23 protein-coding genes and 1 pseudogene are annotated in these 24484 nt (G+C 60.6%); 6 read left to right on the forward strand and 18 right to left on the reverse strand.

What is annotated here, in order from left to right:
- The first annotated feature begins 162 nt into the window (after positions 1-162).
- The 3 genes from AOA62_RS26115 to AOA62_RS26125 are packed head-to-tail and all read left to right on the forward strand — an operon-like array spanning position 163 to position 2668.
- Complete coding sequence (locus tag AOA62_RS26115; protein WP_017139103.1) at positions 163-1170, forward strand: methionine ABC transporter ATP-binding protein; 1008 nt, start codon at positions 163-165, stop codon at positions 1168-1170.
- Positions 1170-1844 (forward strand): methionine ABC transporter permease, encoded by a 675-nt coding sequence (locus AOA62_RS26120; protein ID WP_017139104.1) that lies wholly within the window; start codon positions 1170-1172, stop codon positions 1842-1844. The genes AOA62_RS26115 and AOA62_RS26120 overlap by 1 nt, the downstream gene beginning before the upstream one ends.
- A 50-nt stretch (positions 1845-1894) precedes the next feature.
- Positions 1895-2668, forward strand: a complete 774-nt coding sequence (locus AOA62_RS26125) for a MetQ/NlpA family ABC transporter substrate-binding protein (RefSeq protein ID WP_099550165.1) — start codon at positions 1895-1897, stop codon at positions 2666-2668.
- 302 nt (positions 2669-2970) lie between these two features.
- Here AOA62_RS26125 and AOA62_RS26130 read toward each other — a convergent pair.
- From AOA62_RS26130 to AOA62_RS26155, 6 genes and pseudogenes are all read right to left on the reverse strand, one after another.
- Positions 2971-3297 (reverse strand): annotated as a pseudogene (locus AOA62_RS26130) (Bro-N domain-containing protein); the annotation flags it as partial.
- A gap of 453 nt (positions 3298-3750) precedes the next feature.
- Entirely contained in the window at positions 3751-4386 is a 636-nt protein-coding gene (locus AOA62_RS26135) for an SCO family protein (RefSeq protein ID WP_017137893.1), read from the reverse strand.
- On the reverse strand, positions 4383-5282 hold the full coding sequence (cyoE, locus tag AOA62_RS26140) for a heme o synthase (protein ID WP_017137894.1): 900 nt from the start codon (positions 5280-5282) through the stop codon (positions 4383-4385). Before cyoE ends, AOA62_RS26135 begins: the two co-directional genes overlap by 4 nt.
- Positions 5270-6349 carry a heme A synthase gene (locus AOA62_RS26145; RefSeq protein WP_058420534.1) on the reverse strand — a complete coding sequence of 360 codons (1080 nt, stop codon included), beginning with the start codon at positions 6347-6349 and terminating at the stop codon, positions 5270-5272. The genes cyoE and AOA62_RS26145 overlap by 13 nt, the downstream gene beginning before the upstream one ends.
- Positions 6350-6359: 10 nt before the next feature.
- Positions 6360-6944, reverse strand: coding sequence for a hypothetical protein (locus tag AOA62_RS26150; protein ID WP_017137896.1), 585 nt, complete (start codon positions 6942-6944; stop codon positions 6360-6362).
- The gene (locus AOA62_RS26155; RefSeq protein ID WP_017137897.1) at positions 6910-7674 is read right to left on the reverse strand and encodes an SURF1 family protein; all 765 of its coding nucleotides are present in this window, start codon (positions 7672-7674) and stop codon (positions 6910-6912) included. The genes AOA62_RS26150 and AOA62_RS26155 overlap by 35 nt, the downstream gene beginning before the upstream one ends.
- A 43-nt stretch (positions 7675-7717) precedes the next feature.
- On the opposite strand from AOA62_RS26155, the gene AOA62_RS26160 reads away from it, so the two are divergent.
- Positions 7718-7921, forward strand: coding sequence for a twin transmembrane helix small protein (locus AOA62_RS26160; RefSeq protein WP_016969525.1), 204 nt, complete (start codon positions 7718-7720; stop codon positions 7919-7921).
- Between the two features lie 6 nt (positions 7922-7927).
- Here AOA62_RS26160 and AOA62_RS26165 read toward each other — a convergent pair whose 3' ends face one another.
- The 4 genes from AOA62_RS26165 to coxB all read right to left on the reverse strand — a co-directional run bounded on the left by AOA62_RS26165 (position 7928) and on the right by coxB (position 12316).
- Positions 7928-8815 (reverse strand): cytochrome c oxidase subunit 3, encoded by an 888-nt coding sequence (locus AOA62_RS26165; protein ID WP_017137899.1) that lies wholly within the window; start codon positions 8813-8815, stop codon positions 7928-7930.
- 35 nt (positions 8816-8850) lie between these two features.
- Positions 8851-9402: a cytochrome c oxidase assembly protein gene (locus tag AOA62_RS26170; RefSeq protein WP_026013768.1), complete on the reverse strand. Its 552-nt coding sequence runs from the start codon at positions 9400-9402 to the stop codon at positions 8851-8853.
- Positions 9403-9546: 144 nt separating this feature from the next.
- Entirely contained in the window at positions 9547-11130 is a 1584-nt protein-coding gene (gene ctaD, locus AOA62_RS26175) for a cytochrome c oxidase subunit I (RefSeq protein WP_017137901.1), read from the reverse strand.
- A gap of 58 nt (positions 11131-11188) precedes the next feature.
- The gene (gene coxB, locus AOA62_RS26180) at positions 11189-12316 is read right to left on the reverse strand and encodes a cytochrome c oxidase subunit II (protein ID WP_099550167.1); all 1128 of its coding nucleotides are present in this window, start codon (positions 12314-12316) and stop codon (positions 11189-11191) included.
- Positions 12317-12685: 369 nt separating this feature from the next.
- Between coxB and AOA62_RS26185 the strand changes: the two genes are divergently transcribed.
- Positions 12686-13333, forward strand: a complete 648-nt coding sequence (locus AOA62_RS26185; protein ID WP_017137903.1) for a hypothetical protein — start codon at positions 12686-12688, stop codon at positions 13331-13333.
- A gap of 129 nt (positions 13334-13462) precedes the next feature.
- Here AOA62_RS26185 and AOA62_RS26190 read toward each other — a convergent pair whose 3' ends face one another.
- From AOA62_RS26190 to AOA62_RS26215, 6 genes are all read right to left on the reverse strand, one after another.
- A complete protein-coding gene (locus AOA62_RS26190) occupies positions 13463-15004 on the reverse strand; it encodes a SulP family inorganic anion transporter (RefSeq protein ID WP_099550168.1) in 1542 nt (513 codons plus the stop codon).
- 85 nt (positions 15005-15089) lie between these two features.
- On the reverse strand, positions 15090-15821 hold the full coding sequence (locus AOA62_RS26195; protein ID WP_017137905.1) for a carbonic anhydrase: 732 nt from the start codon (positions 15819-15821) through the stop codon (positions 15090-15092).
- 227 nt (positions 15822-16048) lie between these two features.
- A complete protein-coding gene (locus tag AOA62_RS26200; RefSeq protein WP_099550169.1) occupies positions 16049-17107 on the reverse strand; it encodes a PA0069 family radical SAM protein in 1059 nt (352 codons plus the stop codon).
- An 81-nt stretch (positions 17108-17188) separates the two neighbouring features.
- Positions 17189-18487, reverse strand: coding sequence for a cytochrome c (locus tag AOA62_RS26205; RefSeq protein ID WP_026013769.1), 1299 nt, complete (start codon positions 18485-18487; stop codon positions 17189-17191).
- Positions 18488-18499: 12 nt separating this feature from the next.
- A complete protein-coding gene (locus AOA62_RS26210; RefSeq protein ID WP_099550170.1) occupies positions 18500-20284 on the reverse strand; it encodes a GMC family oxidoreductase in 1785 nt (594 codons plus the stop codon).
- A 2-nt stretch (positions 20285-20286) separates the two neighbouring features.
- Entirely contained in the window at positions 20287-21039 is a 753-nt protein-coding gene (locus tag AOA62_RS26215) for a gluconate 2-dehydrogenase subunit 3 family protein (RefSeq protein WP_099550171.1), read from the reverse strand.
- A gap of 274 nt (positions 21040-21313) precedes the next feature.
- Between AOA62_RS26215 and AOA62_RS26220 the strand changes: the two genes are divergently transcribed.
- Positions 21314-21970: a dual specificity protein phosphatase family protein gene (locus tag AOA62_RS26220; protein WP_017137911.1), complete on the forward strand. Its 657-nt coding sequence runs from the start codon at positions 21314-21316 to the stop codon at positions 21968-21970.
- A gap of 146 nt (positions 21971-22116) precedes the next feature.
- On the opposite strand, the gene AOA62_RS26225 is transcribed toward AOA62_RS26220, so the two are convergent.
- Positions 22117-22392 (reverse strand): YheV family putative zinc ribbon protein, encoded by a 276-nt coding sequence (locus tag AOA62_RS26225; protein ID WP_017137912.1) that lies wholly within the window; start codon positions 22390-22392, stop codon positions 22117-22119.
- On the reverse strand, positions 22389-24440 hold the full coding sequence (gene prlC, locus AOA62_RS26230) for an oligopeptidase A (protein WP_099550172.1): 2052 nt from the start codon (positions 24438-24440) through the stop codon (positions 22389-22391). The genes AOA62_RS26225 and prlC overlap by 4 nt, the downstream gene beginning before the upstream one ends.
- Between the last annotated feature and the right edge of the window lie 44 nt (positions 24441-24484).

The following is a 24484-nucleotide window of genomic DNA, read 5'->3' on the forward strand; positions in this document are numbered from 1 at the left end:
ATGGGGTTTTGGGCCGTTCCTTTTTTATGACCTTTGATCGCGTTATTGCCAAATCGCTGGTTGAATGCGAAATAAATGCTAAGAAACGCTATACGGACAGGCTAAAATGCGCGCCCGGCTAACCGCTGATCCCTTTTCAATGCGCCCCACAAGGTTCGCTACGTGATCGAGTTTCATAACGTCCATAAAACCTACCGCGTCGCCGGTAAGGAAATCCCCGCCCTGCACCCCACCAGCCTGCGCGTCGAAAACGGCCAGGTGTTCGGCCTGATTGGCCACTCCGGTGCGGGCAAAAGTACCCTGCTGCGCCTGATCAATCGCCTGGAACAACCAAGCGGCGGTCAGATCAACGTCGACGGTGAGGAAGTCACCGCCCTGGACGCCAACGGCCTGCGCCGTTTTCGCCAGCAAGTCGGGATGATCTTCCAGCACTTCAACCTGCTGGCGTCCAAGACCGTTGCCGACAACGTGGCGCTGCCACTGACCCTGGCCGGCGAGTTGTCGCGTAAAGACATCGACCTGCGCGTGGCTGAACTGCTCGCCCGCGTGGGCCTGTCGGACCATGCCAAGAAGTACCCGGCGCAGTTGTCCGGCGGCCAGAAGCAGCGCGTCGGCATCGCCCGCGCCCTGGCGACCAAGCCAAAAATTCTGCTGTGCGACGAAGCCACCAGCGCCCTCGACCCGCAGACCACCGCCTCGGTGCTCAAATTGTTGGCCGAGATCAACCGCGAGTTGAAGCTGACCATCGTGCTGATCACCCATGAAATGGACGTGATCCGCCGCGTGTGCGACCAGGTCGCCGTGATGGACGCCGGCGTGATCGTCGAGCAAGGCTCGGTGGCCGAGGTGTTCCTGCACCCCAAGCACCCGACCACCAAGCGCTTTGTGCAAGAAGCCGAGCAAGTCGATGAAGGCGAGCAGCGTGATGTGTTTGCCCATGTACCGGGCCGCATCGTGCGCCTGACGTTCCAGGGCGAAGCGACCTACGCGCCATTGCTGGGGACCGTCGCCCGCGAAACGGGAGTGGACTACAGCATCCTTGCCGGTCGCATCGACCACATCAAAGATACCCCCTACGGGCAACTGACCCTGGCCATCACCGGCGGTGACATGGAAGCGGCCTTCGCCCGCTTTACCGCAGCCGATGTGCATATGGAGGTCCTGCGTTAATGGACGTGTTACTGCATTACTTCGACAAAGTTGACTGGGCCGACATCTGGGTTGCCACCGGCGACACCATGCTGATGCTCAGCACCTCGCTGGTGTTCACCGTACTGGTTGGCTTGCCGCTGGGCGTTCTGCTGTTTCTGTTCAGCCCACGTCAGTTGCTCGAGCAGAAAGCCACCTATGGCGTGCTGGCATTTATCGTCAACGCCATACGCTCTCTGCCATTTATCATTCTGCTGATTGTGATGATCCCTACGACGATCTTTATCACCGGCACTTCGCTCGGTGTGGCCGGCGCGATTCCACCTTTGGTGGTGGGCGCTTCGACGTTCTTCGCGCGCCTGGTGGAAACCGCATTGCGCGAGGTGGATCGCGGCATCATCGAGGCGACTCAAGCCATGGGCGCCACCACTCGGCAGATCATCACCAAGGCACTGCTGCCAGAGGCTAAACCCGGCATCATTGCGGCCATCACCGTCACCGCTATTGCTCTGGTGGGTTACACCGCCATGGCAGGCGTCGTGGGTGCTGGCGGGCTGGGCGACCTGGCGATCCGCTATGGTTACCAACGTTTCCAGGACGACGTGATGGTCGTCACCGTGGTGATGTTGATTGTGCTGGTACAGATTCTGCAAACCATCGGCGATAAGCTGGTGACACACTACTCTCGAAAATAACCGCCATTGCCGGCCCCCGCCGGCACATGCCCGAACAAGGAGCTTGTTGGATGAAAAAACTACTGGTTGCTTTCGCCGCCGTTGCCGCGTTTTCTGCCCACGCTGCCGAGACTATTACAGTCGCTGCATCGCCGGTACCCCACGCGGAAATCCTCGAATTCGTGAAGCCTGCACTCGCCAAAGAAGGCGTTAATTTGCAGGTCAAAGTCTTCACCGACTACGTGCAGCCGAACGTACAGGTGGCTGAAAAACGCCTGGACGCCAACTTCTTCCAGCACCAGCCGTACCTGGATGAGTTCAACAAAACCAAGGGCACTCACCTGGTAAGCGTTGCCGCGGTACACCTGGAGCCACTGGGCGCCTACTCCAGCAAGTACAAAAAGCTGGAAGACCTGCCAAGCGGCGCCAACGTCGTGATCCCGAACGACGCCACCAACGGCGGTCGCGCCCTGCTGCTGCTGGCCAAGCACAACCTGATCACCCTGAAGGACCCGACCAACATCCTGTCGACCATCAAGGACATCAGCGGCAACCCAAAAAACCTGAAATTCCGCGAACTGGAAGCCGCCACCCTACCGCGCGTGCTGACCCAGGTCGACCTGGCGCTGATCAACACCAACTACGCCCTGGAAGCCAAGCTGGACCCATCCAAGGATGCGCTGGTGATCGAAGGCAACGACTCGCCTTACGTGAACATCCTGGTGACCCGCGAAGACAACAAGGACTCCGATGCCGTGAAGAAGCTGGTTGCAGCCCTGCACACGCCGGAAGTGAAAGCGTTCATTCTTGAGAAGTACAAAGGCGCGATTCTGCCGGCGTTCTGATCCAGAGCTACACCGTAAACCTAATGTGGGAGCTGGCTTGCCCGCGATAGCAGAGTGTCAGTCACCGAAGATGTTGACTGGCCTGCCGCTATCGCAGGCAAGCCAGCTCCCACATTTGTTTTGTGTTGTGATCGTTCCCACGCTCCGCGTGGGAATGCAGCCCGGGACGCTCTGCGTCCCGCTGTTGAGGCCGCGACGCAGAGCGTCACAGGAGGCATTCCCACGCAGAGCGTGGGAACGATCATTTGCGCTGGAGCAAAACCGGCAACTCTGCCACCAGCTTTGTGTGGCTTTTGCTGTCAGCGCAGGGCTGGCACCACCTCATGGGTCAACCATTGGCGCAGGCACCGATTCTCCGGGTAGTAGTGGTAGATAAGCAGCGCATAAACGCCAGACTCACTGACCATCAACGTCGGCGCACAGTGGCCATGAGTGATCAGCGCCAGGGTGTGTTGTTGGTCGGGATCGAGCTTGCGCAGTAACGCAGGGTTCAGGTGCAGGCCCATCAGGTGGCCAATGTCGCAGGCGCTGAACCATGGCTGGTTGTCTATCAGCACGGCGTGCAGCTGGTGATGGTGGCGGGTGAAGACTTTGGGTGTGATCGGTGGATCAGGGGTAAGTGTTTGCACGGTCTAGCTCCTAACGTATCAAGGGACCGCCAAGCACTACTTCCACGTAATGGGTGGCGGCTGTACGCAGGTGTGGAAGACCGGGACGTTAGGCACCCGGCGCACTCGAAAGCGCCCCGCGCACAGCCACCATAAAACACAGACAAGAAAAAGCGCCTGACACTAGGTGGCGCTTTGTGCGCCTAACGATATAAGGGCTTCCACACCCTGTCACTGAATTTGCAGCGACAGGCCAAAGACTAGCCACCCCAAGACCGTCCAACAAGTTCACGCACAGCGCGACAACACGTGGGAAATCTCCGACGACACCCTGTTCAAACCTTGCACAAAACCACTGTGGGAGCTGGCTTGCCTGCGATGGCAGTGGGTCAGCAACTGAGATGCAAGCAGGCCCACCGCTATCGCAGGCAAGCCAGCTCCCACAGGTGATTTGTGTAGTTTGCTAGGGAACGATCATTTGCGCTGTAGCAAACCCGGCAACTGCGCCACCAGCTTTTGATTATTCAACGGCGCACGAATAAACCCACGCTGCGTGCCGTCCGGGCCGATCAGCGCCAGGTTGCCGCTGTGGTCCACGGTGTAGTTGGGCTTGCTGGTATCGGCCGGAATAAACGGAATGCTCACCGCATTCGAGACCTTCTGCACATCCGCTACATTCGCGCCGGTCAGGCCTTCGAATTGCGGGTCGAAGTAGCCCAGGTACTGCTTGAGCTGGGTCGGCGTGTCGCGGTTCGGGTCAACGCTGACCAGGATCACCTGCAACTTATCCACCGCCTCTTTAGGCAGCTCGCTCTTGATCTGGCGCAGTTGCGCGAGGGTGGTCGGGCAGATGTCGGGGCAGAAGGTGTAACCGAAGAACAGCAGGCTCCATTTGCCTTTCAGCTCGTTGACCACCACCGGCTGGCCGTCCTGATTGGTCATGGTCACCGGCGGCAGCTGGCGGCTTTGCGGCAGCAGGATAATGCCAGCGTCGATCAGTGCGGTAGGGTCGCCCTGGCCTTTGCCGCTGAGCACTTTGTTAACGGTCAGGCCCATGATCAACGCGACGATGGCCACCAGGATAAAGACGGTTTTTTGAGTTCGAGTCATAGGTTCAACAATAGGTAGTGGTCGACGAGCAGCGCGATAAACAGCAGCAGCAAGTACCAGATAGAGTACTTGAAGGTGTTGATCGCCGCGTGCGGCTTGCTGCCACGGTACAGCACCCAGGCCCATTGCAGAAAGCGCCCGCCCAATACCAGCGCACACGCCAGGTACAGCAGGCCGCTCATATGGATCACATAGGGCATGAAGCTCACCGCCAGCAGGGCGAAGGTGTAGAGCAGGATATGCACCTTGGTGTAGTGCTCGCCGTGGGTGACCGGCAGCATCGGGATATCGGCCTTGGCGTATTCCTCTTTGCGGTGAATGGCCAGGGCCCAGAAGTGCGGCGGGGTCCAGGCGAAGATGATCAGCACCAGCAGCAGCGGCTCGGCGCTGACATGCCCGGTAACCGCGACCCAGCCGAGCAGCGGCGGCGCCGCACCGGCCAGGCCGCCGATCACGATATTTTGTGGCGTGGCACGCTTGAGAAAACCGGTGTAGATCACCGCGTAACCCAGCAATGAGGCCAACGTGAGCCAGGCCGCCAACGGGTTGGTGAACGCCAGCAACAAGGCCAAACCTGCAACAGCCAGAAACAATGCAAACGCCAATGCCGCCACGGGCGACACGCGCCCTTCTGCCAACGGCCGTTTATGCGTGCGCGCCATCACCGCATCGATGCGCCGATCCACCACATGGTTGACCGCCGCCGCACCTCCGGCGCACAGGGCAATGCCCAAATTGCCGAACACCAGCACCGTCCATGGCACCCCGGCGCGGGTCGCGAGGAACATGCCCACCAAGGAGGTGATGAGCATCAGCACCACCACTTTCGGCTTGGTCAGCTCCAGGTAATCCCGCCAGATCGCCCGATCGTGACGCGCGCCGATCAAGGTCGCCATGGCATCTCTCCTTTTAGGGTGATGAGACCCGATACGTGTTTGCGCGGGATAAAACGCCAGCCAAACGGCAACTGATTGCGCACCCGGACCAGGCTGGTACGGGCGTGGTAGTTGACCAGCACCAGCGTCAGCAATAACCCCGCCCCACCGGCGTTGTGCCCGACCGCCACCGGCAGCGGCAAGCCGAACGCCACATTGCTCACGCCCAGGCAGATTTGCGCCGCGAGGGCGATCAGCAGCAGGCCCGACAGCCGCGTCATGCCCACGGCGCGCAATTGCCAGGCCAGCCCCAGCAGCACCAGCGTCACCAGCACCGCGCCGATGCGATGGGTCAGGTGGATGGCTGTGCGCGCCTCACTGTCGAGCTGGCCGCCGAGGTAATTGGGGCCGATATGCTGGGTGAGGTGAAACCCGTTGGCAAAGTCCGCCGCCGGCCACCACTCGCCATGACACGTCGGCAGGTCGACACAGGCCACCGCCGCGTAGTTTGAACTGACCCAACCGCCCAGCGCGATCTGCCCGATTACCAGCACCAGGCCCGCCGTGGCCCAATACTGCAGGCGCTTGGGCACGATCAAAGCGGGCAACACGCCGGACAGTCGCAAGGTGAGCAGAAACAGCAGGCTCAAGGTTGCAAAGCCGCCAAGCAAATGCCCCGTGACCACTTGCGGCCACAACTTCAGCGTCACCGTCCACATACCGAACGCCGCCTGGGCAAACACCACCGCCAACACAAACAGCGGCAGTTTCACTGGCTGCCCCGGATCACGCCGATGGCTCCACGAGCGCGCCGCCAGCAGCACGATCAGCAAGCCCAAGGTGCCGGCGAAGTAGCGATGGGTCATCTCGGCCCAGCCCTTGTCGGCTTCTACCGGCGTATCGGGAAAATGCAGCTCGGCATGCGCCAGCTGGGCTTCGCTTTGCGGCACGCTGATAAACCCGTAGCAGCCCGGCCAGTCCGGGCAGCCGAGCCCGGCGTGGGTCAGGCGGGTATACGCGCCAAGCAGCACGACCAGCAGCGCCAGCAAGGTGGCAAACAACGCGAGGCGAAATCCAGGTTTGGCCATGACGATGCCCTTATCCGATGTTCGACAGTTTCAGCAGCAGGCGCAGGTCGTTGAGCAGGTCCTTGCCCTTGACCTTGGCGTCGTAGCGCAGCACCAGGTTGCCGTGCGGGTCGACGATCCACAGTTGCGCCTCACCCGGCGCAGCCGCGTTTTTACTGAAGGTGGTCAGGTCCAGCGGGTAGCGTTGCAGTTGTGGGTATTCGGCCTTGAGCTTGGCGTCGTAATCCGTGCTCACCGGCTGCGCGCTGGCCAGGGCATGGCTGGCGCGGGAGGCATCGCGGCCCAGGCTGATTTGCAGCTGGCGCGCCAGGTACACCAGTTGCTGGCACTCAGCGGCGCAGGCGGTGGGCGCGGTAACCAACAGTTGCCAGCGATCTTCATCGGCCTGCACGCCGATGTCGGCGCGGGTCTGGCCGTTGCCGATCATCTCGCCGTGGTAACTGCGGCTGTCGGGCACCCAGAACTGCAACTTGTACATAAAGGTGGCCAGCGCCATCGGGCCGATCACCATCATCAGGATCAAAATAAGCTGCCAGCGGCCTTTGCGCCGGTCGGGTGCCTCAGACGTGCTGGGTGGATTCATGGCCGCTCCCATGGGGTTTCTCCTTTTTGTTATGCCATCCGAGGTAGAGATAAAGCGCCAGCAACGCCAGTGCCATGGCGAACCACTGCACGGCGTAGCCCAAGTGTTTTTCCGGGCCCATGGCGACCACCGGCCAGGTAGTGTCGTAGGTGCCGGGGCCAGGTTCGGCGCGTAGCTCATAGGCGAAACCGCTGCGGCCCAACTCCGCCCAGAGCGCGGCGGGATGCAACGCAGTCAGCAAGCGCGGCCATTGCGTGGTGGCGGGGTCGGCGTGCAGTTGGAAGGTTTCGCCGGGCGCGATGTACACCCAGGCATCCAGATTCAGAGGTTGTTCAGGCGTGGTGAACACGGGCGGCGTGCGCCGGTCCGGCCACGGCAGCCAGCCGCGATTGAGTAGCAGCCATTCGCCGCTGGCCTGGTCGTGAAAGGGCTGCAAGAGTTCAACACCGGCCTTGCCGTCGCGCATGCGGTTGTCGAGCAGCACGCTGTGCTCAGCATCGAACTGGCCGCGCAGGCGCACCCGGCGAAAGGCCGGGTCAGCCATGCCCTCGAGCTGCACACTGCTGACCGGCTCAGCCACACGCCGTTCGGCATAGCTGTCCACCAACAGCTGTTTTTCATGCCCGCGAGCCAGTTGCCAGAACCCCAGGCCCACCATCAGCGGCAGCAGCACAAGCACCACCAGCGTGGGAGCGAGCCCTGGGCGAAAGTCTTTTATGGCGCTGGCTATACTTGTTTTCATTGCCCGCCTTTTCATTGCCCGCCCATCCGAATGGAACCTGACCATGCTCAAAGCAGCCATTGCCCTGATGCTGATCGCGACTGTCGTGAGCCTGTTCAGTGGCTTGTTCTTTCTGGTCAAGGACGAGGGCAACTCCAACCGCCTCGTCACTGCCTTGACCGTGCGTGTTGTACTGGCCGCGATTACCGTAGGCTTGATCGCCTGGGGCTTTTTCAGCGGCCAGCTGGTCTCTCATGCACCGTGGTAAAACGCCTCACAGCACATAAACGAAGAAAAACAGGCCGATCCACACCACATCCACAAAGTGCCAGTACCAACTGGCCGCCTCGAAACCGAACTGGTGCTCGGCGTTGAAGTGCCCCTTGAGGATGCGCATCAGCATCACGAACAGAATGATGGTGCCGATGGTCACGTGGGCGCCGTGAAAGCCGGTGAGCATGAAGAAGGTCGCGCCGTACACGCCCGAGCCAAGGGTCAGGCCCAGCTCTTTGTAAGCGTGCATGTACTCCTCGGCCTGAAACCCCAAAAAAGCCCAACCCAGCAGCACCGTGAGCGCCAGCCAGATTTTCAGCGCGCCGCGATGGCCCTTGCGCAACGCGTGGTGGGCAATGGTGATGGTCACGCTGGAGCTGACCAGCAAGATCGTATTCACCAGCGGCAAGCCCCACGGGCTGATGGTGCCTTCGGGCGGCGGGTACATTTTCGGGTCAGGGTTGTTGAGCAACGGCCAGGCAAATTCAAAGTTCGGCCACAGCATATGCGCGACGCCCTTGGAGCCTTCGCCCGCCAGCCACGGCGCGGACATATGCCGCACATAAAACAGTGCGCCGAAGAACGCGATAAAGAACATCACCTCGGAAAAGATGAACCAGGTCATGCCCCAGCGAAATGAGCGATCCATCTGCGGGCTGTACAAACCGGCGCGGCTTTCCTTGATCACCGCGCCGAACCAGCCGAACAGCATGTAGGCCAGCAACAGCCCGCCGACGAAAAAGATCCACGGGCCGTGGGATTCCGGGCGCGCCGCTTTGAGGTCGTTGAACCACACGGCCAGGCCGTACACCGTGATCAACATGCCAAACGTAGCAATTATTGGCCATTTGCTTTGCGCTGGTACGTAGTACGTATCATGAGACGACATGTATTCGCTCTCCTGATTGAGGGGGCAAACAGTAGCTAGCCGCCGGTATGGACGGCCACCGGCGGTTGGCGCGCAGTGATGTCAAACAGCGTGTATGCCAGGGTCAAATGCTTCACATCCTTGGGCATGGCGCGATCGACGATAAAGCGCACGGGCATTTCTATGCGCTGACCTGGCTGCAGCACTTGCTGGGTGAAGCAAAAACACTCGGTCTTGTGGAAATACATCGCCGCTTCGGCCGGGGAAATACTCGGCACGGCCTGGGCAGTCATGGGTTTATCTGTGGGGTTGTAGGCCACGAACAGCATCTCGGTGACAGCGCCAGGGTTGACCACGACCTCATCGGCTTTGGAGTGGAATTCCCAGACCATGTCGATGGCATTGGTGGACATGAACTGCACGCGCACCTGGCGCGTAGGGTCCACCACCTGCTCGCCTTCGTACTGCCCGGCGGTCTTGCCGTTGATGCCGAACGCCTTGCACATCACGTCGTAGATCGGCACCAGGGCGAAGCCGAAGGCGAACATGGCCACGACCAGGATCAGCAGGCGGGTGACCAGGCGCTTGATGGGGACGGATTCAAGCATGGCGCTCACCCGCTTCTGGTTTTTCTGTGGGAGCTGGCTTGCCTGCGATGAGGCCCAGGCAGGCAATACATTCGGCGCCTGAAACACCGCTATCGCAGGCAAGCCAGCTCCCACAGGACACCGAGTCGACCTGCATCAAGGCGTTCACTTGACCTCCGGCGGCGTCGTAAACGTGTGATACGGCGCAGGCGAGGGGATGCTCCATTCCAGGCCTTCGGCGCCATCCCACGGCTTGGCCGGCGCCGGAGGGCCGCCACGGATGCACTTGATCACGATAAACAGGAAGAAGATCTGCGTGGCGCCAAACATGAACGCGCCAATCGAGGAGACCATGTTGAAGTCGGCGAACTGCAGGTTGTAGTCCGGCACCCGGCGCGGCATGCCCGCCAGGCCGACAAAGTGCATCGGGAAGAACGCCATGTTCATGCCCACAAAGGACAGCCAGAAGTGCAGCTTGCCCAGGGTTTCGTCGTACATGTGGCCGGTCCATTTCGGCAGCCAGTAGTAGGCCGAGGCGAAGATGCCGAAGATCGCCCCGGGCACCAATACGTAATGGAAGTGCGCCACCACAAAGTAGGTGTCGTGGTACTGGAAGTCCGCCGGGGCAATTGCCAGCATCAGCCCGGAGAAACCGCCAATAGTGAACAGAATCACAAAAGCCACGGCAAACAACATCGGCGTCTCGAAAGTCAGCGAGCCTTGCCACATGGTGCTCACCCAGTTGAACACCTTCACGCCCGTGGGCACCGCGATCAGCAGCGTGGCGTACATGAAGAACAGCTCGCCCACCAGCGGAATACCCACCACGAACATGTGGTGCGCCCACACGATAAACGACAGAAACGCGATGCTCGCCGTGGCGTAGACCATCGAGGTGTAGCCGAACAGCGGCTTGCGCGAGAAGGTCGGGATGATCGAGCTGACGGCGCCAAACGCCGGCAGGATCATGATGTACACCTCGGGGTGGCCGAAGAACCAGAACACATGCTGGAACAGCACCGGGTCACCGCCACCGGCCGCACTGAAAAAGCTGGTGCCGAAGTGGATGTCCATCAACATCATGGTCACGCAACCGGCCAGCACCGGCATCACCGCGATCAGCAGGAAGGCGGTAATCAGCCAGGTCCATACGAACAGCGGCATTTTCATCAAGGTCATGCCAGGCGCGCGCAGGTTGAGAATGGTGGCGACCACGTTGATCGCGCCCATGATCGAGCTGATGCCCATCAGGTGAATGGCAAAGATGAAGAACGTCACGCTTTCCGGCGCGTAGGTGGTGGAGAGTGGGGCGTAGAAGGTCCAGCCGAAATTCGGCCCGCCGCCCGGCGTGAACAGCGTCGAGACCAGCAGCAGGAACGCTGCCGGCAGCAGCCAGAAACTGAAGTTGTTCATGCGCGGCAAGGCCATGTCCGGCGCGCCGATCATCAGCGGGATCATCCAGTTGGCCAGGCCGACAAACGCCGGCATCACCGCGCCAAACACCATGATCAGGCCGTGCATGGTGGTCATCTGGTTGAAGAACGCCGGCTGCACGATTTGCAGGCCTGGCTGGAACAACTCGGCGCGGATCACCATGGCGAACGAACCGCCGAGCAGAAACATGGTGAAGGCGAACCACAGGTACATGGTGCCGATGTCTTTGTGGTTGGTGGTCAGCACCCAGCGCATCAAGCCTTTGGCGGGGCCGTGGGCATGGTCGGCATGACCATGGTCGATCACAGTGCTCATGGCCGTTCTCCTGCAAAGGAATGGGCTGTGCGGTTCAGGGCATACGCAGTTGAGGCCGTCATTTGCTTTCCGCCTGTTTCAGAGCCAGCACGTCTTTGGGCGTGACCATGTCGCCTTTGTTGTTGCCCCAGGCGTTGCGCTCGTAGGTGACCACGGCGGCGATATCGACTTCCGACAGCTGTTTGCCGAACGCCGCCATGGCGGTGCCGGGCTTGCCGAAGTACACGCGGTGCAGGTGGTCTTCTTTGGCGCCGGTGGCAATTGGCGAGCCTTTGAGCGCCGGGAACATCGGCGGCAAGCCCTGGCCTTCGGCCTGGTGACAGGCCACGCAGGTGGTGTGGTAAACCTTGTCGCCACGGGCCACCAGCTCGTCCAGCGTCCACTCTTTGGACGTCAGCTCCTTGAGCTTGGCGGCCTCTGCCTTGCGCTCGCCCAGCCAGTTGTCGTAGTCGGCCTTGGATTTGACCTCGACCACAATCGGCATGAAGCCGTGATCCTTACCGCACAGCTCGGCGCACTGGCCACGGTAGATACCGGGCTTCTCGACACGGGTCCAGGCCTCGTTGACGAAGCCGGGGATCGCATCGCGCTTGACCGCAAAGGCCGGCACCCACCAGGAGTGGATCACGTCGGCGGCCGTCACCAGAAAGCGCACCTTGGCGCCCACCGGCAGCACCAGCGGCTGGTCGACTTCGAGCAAGTAGTGCTCGCCCTTGGTGGCCTGGTTATGGATCTGCTCGGCGGGCGTGGCCAGGTTGCTGAAGAACTCCACGTCCTGGCCCAGGTATTTGTAGTGCCACTTCCACTGATAGCCGGTGACCTGGATATCGATATCCGACTCACTGCTGTCGTAGATATTGATCAGGGTTTTGGTCGCCGGAATGGCCATGGCCACCAGGATCAGCAAGGGCACTACGGTCCAGAGAATTTCCACGGTGGTGCTCTCGTGGAACTTGGCCGCCACCTGGCCCGTAGACCGGCGGTGCAGGATCATCGACCAGAACATCGCGCCAAACACGACGATGCCGATCACCACACAGATCCAGAAAATGGTCATGTGCAGGTCAAACACGGCGTGACTGACTTCAGTAGCCCCTGGCGCCATATTCGTTGTCCAGGCGGCGTGCGCCTGGCCGAATACTGACCACAACAGTAGGCCCATCCAAACGTGTGGATGTCGCGTCATTGCGGGTTCCCCTTTATGTTTCTTGTTATCCCGCCGGTTTGCACCTGCGGCGAAGGGAGCGGCTTCCATACTGCTTACAACCGCCAAGCCTTGCCTGCGTCATGCAGTTGGGCGTCATCAGCTAATTGCGTACAAATCCGAGTATAGACAGCCGGGGCGACCCCGCAATGTGTAGGGGCAAATGAGCAAAAACAGACGGGCGGACCCAATAAAACCGGGCGCGCAAACGTTTATCCGACGAACGATGGCATTTCGATATAACGCACACGCATAACCATGAAATAATTATGACAAATGCGTCTTAGGCGCTCGTATAAACGAGCTACCTTATCCTCTCCCTTTTCCTACGCCTGTTTCACTGGAGCCTTCATGAACACCGCCGCATTGCGCGAGCAGATTTTCCGTGCCCATCAACACGAAGCCACTACGGGCCAGCTTGCCCAGCAACTGGAAAAACAATTGCCGCACCTGCATTCGGCCATCTCCCTGGCTGACGGTGATCGCAACATTGTCATGACCCGCTTTGTCACCGCCTACATCGAACTGGTTCCGGACTTGCTCGAAGCCGCCAACGATGTGGCCCGCGAAGCCGGTATCGAAAGCCAGATCAAACCGGTGTTGAAAATCGCCGAGCATTTCTTCCTGCAGCCGCCTGCGATCCTGGCCGGCCATGAAGGCCTGGACGGCTTGCTGGATGAGGCCTACCTGGCTCACCGCTTGGTTGAAGAGGTCAACGACCTGTATATCAAGCATTTCGGCCAGCCATTGATTCCGGCGGATACCACTGTGGCTAACTTGATTGCCCATCAACTGATTGGTGAAACATTTGCCAATCAGTTGGATGAAGCCGTGCACTTGGCGGTAGATGAAATGCTCAACGAGGAGAGCTTTGCGCTGGAGTCGGTCGAGGCGTATCGCGAACAGCTCAAAAGCCCGCAAACGGAAGCGGCGTGGAAGCGCTGGCCGTGCCTGTCGCGGCAGCTGGGCGTTGAGTTATCGCTGGATCAGCCAGCCTGATTTTCCGAGTGAACATAGAACCACTGTGGGAGCCGGGCTTGCCCGCGATCGCGGAGTGTCAGTCAACACATTAGCTGACTGATCCACCGCCATCGCGGGCAAGCCCGGCTCCCACAATTTTTGTGGTGTTCAGACGGGCGCCGAACCTATCCCCACCGTCGTCCGCACTCGGCCTTCGAGCCTACGCTTCAACCCCCGCGCCTCGATCACCAGCGTCGAGCCCTTGGCCGCATTGGCCCGGCCCCATTCCTCCAGCAGCTCCAGACACGAATGGTCGATGTAGCTCAGGTTGCTCAGCGGCACATGCAAGGTGGTCCCCGCAGGCACCGTCGACAGCACCTGAGTCAGCGCAGGCACTTTCAGGAAGGTCGCGGCACCGGTCAATCGCAGCTCCATCTCACCGTCCTGGGGCAAATCGATCAGGCTGACTTTCAATCGCGAAGCTTTAAACGCGAGCTTCAGCAACGTGAGCCCGAAGCCCACCAACACGCCGGTCAACAGGTCGGTGAAGATGATTGCGAGTGCCGTGGCGGCGTAGGTAAACATCGGCATCCGCCCATAGCGGCCCAGCGCGCGAAACGCTTTGACGTCCACCAGCTTGATCCCGGTGTACACCAGCACGCCCGCCAAACTCGCCACCGGAATACTTTGCAGCACACTCGACAGCAGCAACACAAAGCCCAGCAGCCACACACCATGGAACATCGCCGACAGCCGCGTGGTAGCGCCAGCCTGCACGTTGGCCGAGCTGCGCACGATCACGCCGGTCATCGGCAAGGCGCCAACCAAACCACAGAGCATGTTGCCCACGCCTTGAGCTGACAATTCCTTGTCGAAATCGGAGCGCTGGCCGCTGTGCATCCGATCAACCGCTGCCGCAGACAGCAGGGTTTCGGCGCTGGCAATAAACGCGACGGCGAAGGCGGCGATCAGCAGTTGCGGATCAGCCAGGTTCAGCAGGTCGCTGGGGCGCAGCCAGTCGATGGCGTCGGCGAGGTTTTCCGGCACCTCCACGCGCTTGACCTGCAACGCCAGCACCAGGCTGGTCACCGTCGCCAGGCCCACACCCAACAACGCGCCCGGTACGAAGCGCAATGTTTGCGGTCGGAATTTATCCCAGCAGTACATCACCAGCATGGTCGACAGACCCAGCAAACCAGCCTGCCAACCAAGACCGCCGCCCAGCGTCGGGATCGCGTCGGCCATGGCCGCCGGGAAGCCCGCCAGGTTATCCAACCCCGAAGGTTTAGGCGCGCCGTCGAGCATCACATGCACCTGCGACAGCACAATCAATACGCCGATACCCGCCAACATGCCGTACACCACCGCCGGCGCCGTGACCCGGAACCAACAGCCCAGGCGCAAACGCCCGGCCACCAGTTGCAGGAAACCCGCCAGCAACAGAATCGGCCCGAGCATCATCATCCCGTGCTGGCGCACCAACTCGAACACCAACACCGCCAGCCCCGCCGCCGGGCCACTGACCTGCAGTGGCGAGCCCGCCAGCCAACCCACTACCAGGCCACCGATTATCCCGGTGATCAGCCCCTTGGCCGGCGGCATGCCGGACGCAATCGCGATGCCCATGCACAAGGGCAGGGCGACCAGAAACACAACCACCGAGGCCAGCAGCTCCCGTGGCAATACAGCTTTCAATTGAGCAGCACGCATGATGGCTCTCCCGAGGGATTCGCCGGGCGCGGTAAAGCCTGGCTGCGTCCATGGCAGCCACCGCTTGACCCGGCAGGGAAGTGTTTTAGAAGCGCGCTCTAGGCGTCGCGCAAGGAATCGGCTCGGTGCCGTTCAGCGGTCTGAATGCCGCCTGGTCCGCATCGTAAGCGCGGATTTCGCTGGTCTCGATGTTGTAGATCCAACCATGGATGAACAAATGACCATTGGCCATGCGCGAAGCCACGGAAGGGTGGGTACGCAAATGCTGCAATTGGGCGATGACGTTTTCTTCGGTCAGCACCTTCATGCTCTCGCCTTCGTTGGCGCAGTCGCAATTGTCTTCGACCATGGACTTGGCGACTTCGGCGTGACGCAACCAGGCCCGTACCGTCGGCATCTTTTCCAGGCTGTCGGGGTTGAGTACCGCGCGCATGGCGCCGCAATCGGAGTGCCCGCACACGATGATGTGCTGTACGCCCAGGGCGAGTACCGCGTACTCGATGGCGGTGGAAACCCCGCCGTTCATCTGGCCGTAGGGCGGCACCACGTTGCCGACGTTACGCGTCACGAACAAATCGCCGGGGGAACTTTGGGTGATCAGCTCGGGGACGATGCGCGAATCGGCGCACGTAATAAACATCGCCCGTGGGCTCTGGGCCGTGGCGAGTTTCTTGAAGAGTTCTTCCTGCTGCGGGAAGACGTCGTGATGGAAATGCAAAAAGCCGTCAACGATGTGCTTTAACGCTGCATCGGCAGACTCCGCCACCTGAGTGGCTGAAGCCGACGCAGCCAACGGCTGTTTATCCTTGTCACTCATGATTCATCCTCTTTATTAATGCAGGGGAGTGTTCAGGTCAGTTCGACGTCTGGCTATCGGAAAAGTTGAAAAACTAAACAAACCAAGGCGTCGACTCACCAGTCACTCGCTGAACAAGGTAACCGGCGAAACTTAACTCAAACTGAATGAACCGCTCTAGAACGAGGGTTTCAGTGATATCAAAACGCGACTATTTCCACAGCAATGGCGCCTTCGTTCTGTTCAGTTTACAACAATGCCATCTGCCTGCCCGGCGGGCAAAACGCCGTGCAATCCAGATTAAACCCTTCCCGTCGATTCAGCCCCAGCCGCTTGATCGCTTTGTTGAAACGCTGCGCCAACAAATCAGCAAACGGCCCCTCGCCACGCATGCGCACACCGAAGCGGCTGTCGTACACCTCACCACCGCGCACCTGGCGCACCAGGCTCATCACATGGGCCGCGCGCTGCGGGTAATGCGCCGCCAGCCACTCCTCGAACAGTGGCGCCACTTCCAAGGGCAAGCGCAACATCATGTAGGCGGCGCTCTGCGCACCGGCAGCGTGGGCCTCGGTCAGCAGGCTTTCCAGCTCGCTGTCGTTGATCATCGGGATCATTGGCGAGCACAGCACGCCCACCGGGATACCCGCCTCGCGCATCACCCGAATCGCCCGTAACCGCGCCTTGGGCGCCGCCGTGCGCGGCTCCAGGATACGCTTGAGTTCGTCGTCCAGGCTGGTGAGGCTGATCATTACCGCCACCAGCCGCTGACGCGCCAACTCGGTGAGCAGGTCGAGGTCGCGCAAGATCAGCGAACCCTTGGTGATGATGGTTACCGGGTGCCGATAGCGCAGCAGCACTTCGAGGGTTTGCCGGGTGATTGTGTAGTCGCGTTCGATAGGCTGGTACGGGTCGGTATTGGAGCCCAGGTTGATCGGTGCGCAGACATAACCTGGCTTCGACAGCTGTTGCTCCAGCACGTCGGCGGCGTTGGTCTTGGCAATCAGTTTGGTTTCGAAATCCAGCCCTGGCGACATGTCCCAATAGGCATGGCTGGGCCGCGCATAGCAGTAGATGCAGCCATGTTCGCAGCCGCGATAGGGGTTGATGGAGCGGTCGAACGGCAAATCCGGCGAGTTGTTGCGGGTGATGATGCTCTTGGCCGTTTCGATACGCACTTCGGTGCCCTGGGTCGGTGGCACTTCCTGGAACCAGCCGTCGTCTTCGGCCACGCTGACGGTCGGCGCAAAGCGGTTGTGCAGGTTAGTGGCCGTGCCCCGGCCACGGGGCGGCAGCGCAGTAGTCATGAAAACGCCTCGATACTGTTTTTATATACAGTATCGAGGCGCGAGGTTTCTGACCAGTGCCGTTTGGCGGCCAGGGCAAGATCAGTGCTTTTGCGTTACCTGCCCCAAATCGTCACCCGATGTGGTGCGCATATCGCTCTTGCGCAGGTCTGCCACGTCACTGGCTTTGACTGGCGCGCCTTTATTGCCCCAGCTGCCACGGACGAAACTGACCACATCCGCGACTTCCTGGTCCGACAGGCGCCACGCGAACGCCGGCATGGTGAAAGTCGACGGCGCCGTGTGGGTGGCTGGCAAGGTGCCGCCGTTCAATACGATGTTGATCAACGAGGTGGCGTCCGCCGTCTGCAACACCGGGTTACCCGCCAGCGCCGGGAACACCCGCGTGTAGCCATGGCCGTCGGTACGGTGGCACGCCGCGCAGTTGTCGATATACACCGACGCGCCCGGCTTGCTGTCGTCACCTTTCCACAGCGCCTCGGCCACCTGCTTGTCGTACTGATGCGGCTGGTCCTTCGGGTCCACCGCCGGCAGGCTCTTGAGGTATCGCGCAATCGCGGTGAGGTCGTCCTGGGACATGTACTGCATGCTGTGCACCACCACATCACTCATGCCGCCGAACACTGCACTGCGGTCACTGCGGCCGGTCTTGAGGAATTGCACCAGTTGCTCCTCGCTCCAACTGCCAAGGCCGTCCTTGTGGTCGCCGCGCAGGCTTTTCGCGATCCAGCCTTCCAGCGGCGCACTGCCAGACAGGAACGCGTTGCCGTCAGTAGCGCTAAGGGCTTTTTCCTGCATGGTAAGGGCACGCGGGGTGTGGCAGGCGCCACAATGGCCGAGGCCTTCAACCAGATAGGCACCGCGAGCGACCACCGGGTCGGTGGCGGCTTGCGCCTGATGCGCCTCGACCGCCGGCGCGAACATCCAGCGCCACGCCGCCAACGGCCAACGCATGCTCAAGGGCCAGGGAATATCGCTGTCCTTGTTCTCCTGGGCGACGGGCTCCACGCCCTTCATGAAATACGCATACAACGCCTGCATGTCACTGTCGCTGACACGCGCGTAGGACGGATACGGCATCGCCGGGTAAAGCGTACTACCGTTCTTGGCGACGCCATGGCGCACGGCCTTGTCGAAGTCTTCGAAGCTGTAGTCGCCCAGGCCGGTTTTGTCCGGGGTGATGTTGGTGGAATAGATCACGCCGATCGGGGTTTCCATCGGCAGCCCACCGGCGAAGGGTTTGCCACCCTTCGCGGTGTGGCAGGCCACGCAGTCACCGGCACGGGCCAGGTATTCGCCCTGCTTGACCAAATCGGTTTCGGCAGCGCTCACCGAGCAGCTGCTGAACAGGGCAAAACTGGCGATAACAAGTGCTTTCATGGTCATCGCTCCTTATGCCTGAACCAGTGGGCCGGGGTTTTTCAGGTACTGCTCGCGGATCGCCCGCGCCGACCAATAGGCCAGCGCTGCCACCAGGCCGGTAGGGTTGTAGCCCAAGCCTTGTGGGAAAGCCGATGCGCCCGGAACAAACACGTTGTGTACATCCCAGCTTTGCAGGTAACGGTTCAACGCACTGGTTTTCGGGTCGGTGCCCATGATCGCGCCGCCATTGAGGTGGGTGGTCTGGTAGGACGCGGTGTTGAATTGCTCACCGACTTTTTTGCCCAGCACAGCAATGGCCTTGGGGTTCATCGCCGCGGCGACCTTGCCCATTTTCTCCATCATGAAGCGGTTCATCTTGATGTCGTTTTCCTGCCAGTCGAACGTCATCCGCAGCAGCGGCAGGCCGTAGGAGTCGCGGTAAACCGGGTCCAGATCCAGGTAGTTGCTCCGGTAGGATTGATGCGCACCATGGGAGTCCATCGACACTTGGTGGGTGTAGTAGTCGGCGGTGGCACGCTTCCAGGCGCTGCCCCACGCCGGCGTGCCCGGCGGGTTGGACGTACCGGCAATCGGCCGGCTGCCAGCCTGGTTGACCCACATCGGCGAGCCGCCCACAAAGCCGTGCGGGCCGTGGTCGAAGTTGTCCGCGTTGAAGTCATCGATGGCCACGCCATTGCCGCCCGCACCGATGAAGTTGTTGGTGTGGGTGTCCTTGTCGAAGAAGGCCTTGATGGTGCCCATGTTCTGGTAGGCAAAGTTGCGGCCCACCACGCCCTCATTGGTAATCGGGTCGTAGGGTTTGCCGATGCCCGAGAGCAACATGAGGCGCACGTTGTTGAACTGGAAGGAGGCGATGATCACCAGGTCCGCCGGCTGCTCACACTCGCGGCCCTGGGCGTCGATATAGGTCACGCCGGTGGCCTTGCTCTTGGTGCTGTCGAGGTTGACCTTGAGCACGTGGGAATTGGCCCGCAGCTCAAAGTTCGGCACCTGACGCAGCGCCGGCAGGATGTTTACGTTCGGCGACGCCTTGGAATACATGTAGCACACGTAACCACTGCAGAAACCGCAGAAGTTGCACGGCCCCATCTGCGCGCCGTAGGGGTTGGTGTACGGCCCCGAAGTATTCGCGGATGGCAGGTTGTAGGGTTTGTAGCCGACGTCGGTGGCCGCTTTCTGAAACAACTGCGCAGACACGGTGTTTTTCTGCGCTTCCAGCGGGAACGGGTTGGAGCGATCCGGCGCATACGGGTTGCCGCCACGACCTTCACCCACCAACTGGCCTTTTACGGTCCAGGCTTGGCCGGAGGTGCCGAAGACTTTTTCGGCGTAGTCGAAAAACGGCTCCAGCTCTTCATAGCTCACGCCGAAGTCCTGGATGGTCATGTCCTTGGGGATGAAGTTCTTGCCGTAGCGCTCTTCATAGTGGCTGCGCATGCGCAACTCGATAGGGTCGACGCGAAAATGCACGCCCGACCAGTGCAGGCCCGCACCACCCACGCCATTGCCCGGCAAGAACGCACCCAACTGACGGTTGGGCAGGGCAACATCATTCACGCTATGGCGAATGGTCACCGTCTCCTTGGAGATGTCCTGAAAGAGTTTTTTACGCACGCTGTAGGTCAGTTCGTCGATGACCTGGGGATAGTTGCCGTCCGGGTAGGTGTCCTGCATCGGGCCGCGCTCCAGCGCTACCACGTTGAGGCCAGCTTCCGTCAGTTCCTTGGCCATGATCGCGCCGGTCCAGCCGAAACCCACGATCACCGCGTCCACTTTCTTCATGATGGTCGCCACGTTTATGCCCTCTCGCCGCGAATGGAAACAGCCGGGAAGGGGTATTGCTCGTTGCGTTCAACCCAGTCCATGAAATCGGCGCGGGCGCCGGGGAAGCCGATCATGGTCCAGCCGACCATGCCTTTGTTGCCACCGTGGATCGGGTCGCAGAAGAAGCCTTCCTTGGTGTTTTGCAGCAACAGGTTGAAAAACATCTTGGCCGGTACGGCCTCAAAATGGGCAGTCATCTCACTGCCGCCCGCCTCCATGCGTCGCAGCATGTCATCCTGGGTAGCGCTGTCTTGCGCAGCAAAAGCTTTACCATTGAACGCCTTCGACCACGCATCCGTGGCGGCAATGCCCAGGCGATAGATGTCTTTGGGCACCAGTTTGCTCTGCCAGCCCATCTCTGGCGCCGCATCGGCGTTGAACGGACCTTGCATGAACCACAACGCGCCAGCGGCATACGGCGTGTTCATCTGGCGGTCGATGTATTCCGGCGCGCCGGCTTCCAGGGCGCCTGGGCCTTGGGCATCCGCGGGAATCAGGCGGGCGACGGCAGCGTTGATAAACGCCCACTCTTCGGCCGTGAAGTAACTCGGCTCGTAGGCTTTGTCGCTGGCGGGCGTTTTGGCGGGAGCGGCCTGCACCGGCTCCGGTGTGGCCATCAACATCGAGCCGCCAAGGCCAGTGCTGGCAACCGTGACCACCGGGATCAAGGTCAAGGATTTGCGTAAAAAGTCACGCCGCGGGTTGTCCTGATCTTGATCAGACATAGGTGCACCTCATCATGTGGTCACGGGTTTATCCGCCGCTTCTGGGAGCAGCGTGATGGTTTGCCAGGGCATTGGATCCAAAGGGATATCACACACTGGCAATCAATAGTTACAAATGATAGCAGCCTAAGCATTAAGAGAAATCGATTCAGCGCGAAAAACAGCGGATCAGATGGGCGGATTCACGATTCTTTGACGGCCACCTCACATGGCATTGACCCCTCGCAGGCGAATATTTAGCCCATCAGCCCTATCCCATTCGGTCTCTACGCGCATGTTCACGATTCGATTGCTGCCCGCCCTTGGCCTGGCGTTCATGGCATTGTTCACCACGCTGCAGGCCCACGCCGACGAGGCTACGTCTATCCGCTCTGCCGAGTGGGCACAGCCAGTGGGCAACCAATTCAACCTGCACCAGATGACACCCACGCTGTATCGCAGTGCGTTGCCGGACAGCACTGCGCTGCCTGTGCTGCAAAATTTGAAGATCGGCACGGTGATCAACTTCCTGCCGGAATCTGATGCGCCCTGGCTGAAGACGTCTGATATCAAACAGGTGCAGTTGACGTATCGCACCAACCATGTCGACGATGCCGACGTGCTGGCGGCACTCCGGGCCATTCAAGAAGCCGAAACCCATGGCTCGGTGCTGATGCACTGCAAGCACGGCTCCGATCGCACTGGCCTGATGGCGGCGATGTATCGGGTGGTGATTCAGGGTTGGAGCAAAGAGGATGCGCTGAACGAGATGACGCTGGGCGGCTTTGGTTCAAGTAACGGCTTTAAAGACGGCGTTCGCTACATGATGAAGGCAGATATCGACAAGTTGCGTACAGCATTGGCCAATGGCGACTGCAGCACCAGTGCCTTTGCACTGTGCTCGGTAAAAAGCTGGATCACCACGACAGACAAGGCCGAAGGGCAACTGTAGCGCGCCTTTCTGTGGGAGCTGGCTGTGGGAGCTGGCTTGCCTGCGATAGCTTCCACGCGGTGTGAATGACACACCACGGTGCCTGCATCGCGGGCAAGCCCGACTCCCACAAAAAGCCCGCCCCAAGCAGAAGCAGGCGTAGGGTATCAGTCCTTTTTCAGCTTGGGATTAGGGAAAAACTGCACCGCCTGCACCTTCGGGTCCGCGGGCGCTTTCAACGCCGACGTATTGACCCGCGTGCCCAATTCCTTGGGCACCGAATTGCCTTGTTCATTCAGCGTGTCCGAATAGCCGCAGGCCACACATTCGCGGTGCGGCACATCGTCTTCGGTCCACATTTTCAACTTGTCCAACTCTTCGCACGCCGGGCAGACCGCCCCGGCGATAAATTGCTTTTTGGTCACCACAGGCCCATCACTCATGCTGCTGCGTCCTCACTCAGGCCGCTGTGGCGCAAGAGTGCGTCAATCGACGGTGCACGTCCGCGGAAGTCGACGAACAGCACCATCGGCGCCTGGGAGCCACCGCGCGCCAGGATCGCTTCACGGAATGCCCGGCCGGTTTCGGCATTGAGCACGCCGTCTTCTTCAAACTTGGAGAAGGCGTCGGCAGACAGCACTTCGGCCCACTTGTAGCTGTAGTAACCCGCGGCATAACCGCCAGCGAAGATGTGCGCAAAGCTGTTGGGGAAGCGATTGTAGGCTGGTGGACGCATCACCGAGACCTCATCGCGCACGCCTTCAAGCACCTGAGCCACCGTGCGGCCATCGCCGTGGGTTGCGTGCAGTTCGAAGTCGAACAACGAGAATTCCAACTGGCGCACCATCATCAGGCCAGACTGGAAGTTCTTCGCCGCGAGCATTTTTTCCAGCAGGTCCTGAGGCAGCGGCTCGCCGCTTTCGTAGTGGCCGGAGATCAGTGCCAGGCCCTCCGGCTCCCAGCACCAGTTCTCCATGAACTGGCTCGGCAGCTCCACCGCATCCCAGGCCACGCCGTTGATGCCGGACACGCCCGCGTGTTCAACGCGGGTCAGCAGGTGGTGCAGGCCGTGGCCGAATTCGTGGAACAGCGTAGTCACTTCATCGTGGGTCAGCAGGGCAGGCTTGCCGCTGTCGGCCGGGGTGAAGTTGCACACCAGGTTCGCCACCGGGCTTTGCAGCACACCGTCGACAGTACGGCGGCGATCGCGCGCACCGTCCATCCACGCACCGCCACGCTTGTTGGCGCGGGCGTACAGGTCGAAGAAGAAGCGGCCGACGTGCTGGCCGTTTTCCTTGATTTCAAACAGGCGAACATCCGGGTGCCAGGTGTCGAAGCCTTTTTGCTCGGCGATCTCGATGCCGTACAGGCGCTGCACGATGGCGAACAGGCCGCTCAGCACTTTGTCGATCGGGAAGTAGGCGCGCAGGGCTTCCTGGGACACGCTGTAACGCTGCTCACGGAGTTTTTCGCCGTAGAAACCGCTGTCCCAGCTTTGCAGGTCGGCGCAACCTTGTTCGGCGGCGTACGCCTTGAGCTGTTGCAGGTCCTGGGCGGCAAAGGGTTTGCTGCGCTTGGCCAAGTCGCGCAGGAAGCTCAGCACCTGGTCGCTGGACTCGGCCATTTTGGTCGCCAGGCTCAGCTCGGAGAACGACGCGTAGCCCAACAATTTGGCCAGCTCCTGACGCAGGTCGAGGATCTGCTCCATCACCGGGCCATTATCGTTCTTACCGGCATTCGGGCCTTGGTCTGACGCACGGGTGCAGTAGGCCGCGTAGACTTCTTCACGCAGCGTGCGGTCCTGGGCGTAGGTCATCACCGCGTAGTAGCTTGGAAATTCCAGGGTGATCAGCCAGCCATCGAGGCCTTTGGCCTGGGCGGCGGCGGCCATTTGCGCCTTGGCCGAGTCGGTCAGGCCGGCGAGGGTGGCTTCGTCGGTGACGTGCTTGGTCCACGCCTGGGTGGCGTCCAGCAATTGGTTCGAAAACTTGCTGCCCAGCTCAGACAGTTTGCTCTGCACTTCGGCGTAACGTTTTTGCTGCTCTGGCGGCAAATCGATACCCGACAGGCGGAAGTCGCGCAGTGAATGTTCCAGAATGGTTTTTTGCGCCACATCGAAACCGGCGGCTTCCGGGCTGTTGGCCAGGGCTTCGAAGGCCTGGAACAGTTCGCGGTTCTGGCCCATCTCGGTGGAATAGGCGCTCAACGCCGGCAGGCACGCCTCGTAGGCTTCGCGCAGTTCGGCGCTGTTACACACGGCGTTGAGGTGGCTGACGGGGCTCCAGGCGGCGCCCAGGCGGTCATTCAGTTCGTCCATGGCCAAAACCAGACCAGCCCACGTAGGGTTTTTACCCTGGCTTTGCAGGATGCCTTCGATGGCAACGCGGTTATCGGCGAGGATCTGTTCAATGGCCGGCTGCACGTGCTCGGCACGGATCGCCGAGAACGGCGGCAGGTCGTAGGACTGCAAAAGTGGGTTGTTCGCGCTCACGGTGGGCACCTTGGCTGAAGAAACTGATAAGACAAAGATGGGGC

Source organism: Pseudomonas sp. 2995-3 (assembly GCF_002742565.1).
GTDB classification, from domain to species: domain Bacteria; phylum Pseudomonadota; class Gammaproteobacteria; order Pseudomonadales; family Pseudomonadaceae; genus Aquipseudomonas; species Aquipseudomonas edaphica.

Bases quoted from the DNA above. Each gene is read 5' to 3' on its own strand.
- AOA62_RS26205 (WP_026013769.1), bottom strand. From the start codon at position 18,487: ATGAAAGCACTTGTTATCGCCAGTTTTGCCCTGTTCAGCAGCTGCTCG.
- coxB (WP_099550167.1), bottom strand. From the start codon at position 12,316: ATGACGCGACATCCACACGTTTGGATGGGCCTACTGTTGTGGTCAGTA.
- AOA62_RS26135 (WP_017137893.1), bottom strand. From the start codon at position 4,386: ATGACTCGAACTCAAAAAACCGTCTTTATCCTGGTGGCCATCGTCGCG.
- AOA62_RS26160 (WP_016969525.1), top strand. From the start codon at position 7,718: ATGCTCAAAGCAGCCATTGCCCTGATGCTGATCGCGACTGTCGTGAGC.
- AOA62_RS26170 (WP_026013768.1), bottom strand. From the start codon at position 9,402: ATGCTTGAATCCGTCCCCATCAAGCGCCTGGTCACCCGCCTGCTGATC.
- AOA62_RS26215 (WP_099550171.1), bottom strand. From the start codon at position 21,039: ATGTCTGATCAAGATCAGGACAACCCGCGGCGTGACTTTTTACGCAAA.
- AOA62_RS26185 (WP_017137903.1), top strand. From the start codon at position 12,686: ATGAACACCGCCGCATTGCGCGAGCAGATTTTCCGTGCCCATCAACAC.
- AOA62_RS26190 (WP_099550168.1), bottom strand. From the start codon at position 15,004: ATGCGTGCTGCTCAATTGAAAGCTGTATTGCCACGGGAGCTGCTGGCC.
- ctaD (WP_017137901.1), bottom strand. From the start codon at position 11,130: ATGAGCACTGTGATCGACCATGGTCATGCCGACCATGCCCACGGCCCC.
- AOA62_RS26150 (WP_017137896.1), bottom strand. From the start codon at position 6,944: ATGGGAGCGGCCATGAATCCACCCAGCACGTCTGAGGCACCCGACCGG.
- AOA62_RS26145 (WP_058420534.1), bottom strand. From the start codon at position 6,349: ATGGCCAAACCTGGATTTCGCCTCGCGTTGTTTGCCACCTTGCTGGCG.
- AOA62_RS26125 (WP_099550165.1), top strand. From the start codon at position 1,895: ATGAAAAAACTACTGGTTGCTTTCGCCGCCGTTGCCGCGTTTTCTGCC.
- AOA62_RS26200 (WP_099550169.1), bottom strand. From the start codon at position 17,107: ATGACTACTGCGCTGCCGCCCCGTGGCCGGGGCACGGCCACTAACCTG.
- cyoE (WP_017137894.1), bottom strand. From the start codon at position 5,282: ATGGCGACCTTGATCGGCGCGCGTCACGATCGGGCGATCTGGCGGGAT.
- AOA62_RS26225 (WP_017137912.1), bottom strand. From the start codon at position 22,392: ATGAGTGATGGGCCTGTGGTGACCAAAAAGCAATTTATCGCCGGGGCG.
- AOA62_RS26195 (WP_017137905.1), bottom strand. From the start codon at position 15,821: ATGAGTGACAAGGATAAACAGCCGTTGGCTGCGTCGGCTTCAGCCACT.
- AOA62_RS26155 (WP_017137897.1), bottom strand. From the start codon at position 7,674: ATGAAAACAAGTATAGCCAGCGCCATAAAAGACTTTCGCCCAGGGCTC.
- AOA62_RS26165 (WP_017137899.1), bottom strand. From the start codon at position 8,815: ATGTCGTCTCATGATACGTACTACGTACCAGCGCAAAGCAAATGGCCA.
- AOA62_RS26120 (WP_017139104.1), top strand. From the start codon at position 1,170: ATGGACGTGTTACTGCATTACTTCGACAAAGTTGACTGGGCCGACATC.
- AOA62_RS26220 (WP_017137911.1), top strand. From the start codon at position 21,314: ATGTTCACGATTCGATTGCTGCCCGCCCTTGGCCTGGCGTTCATGGCA.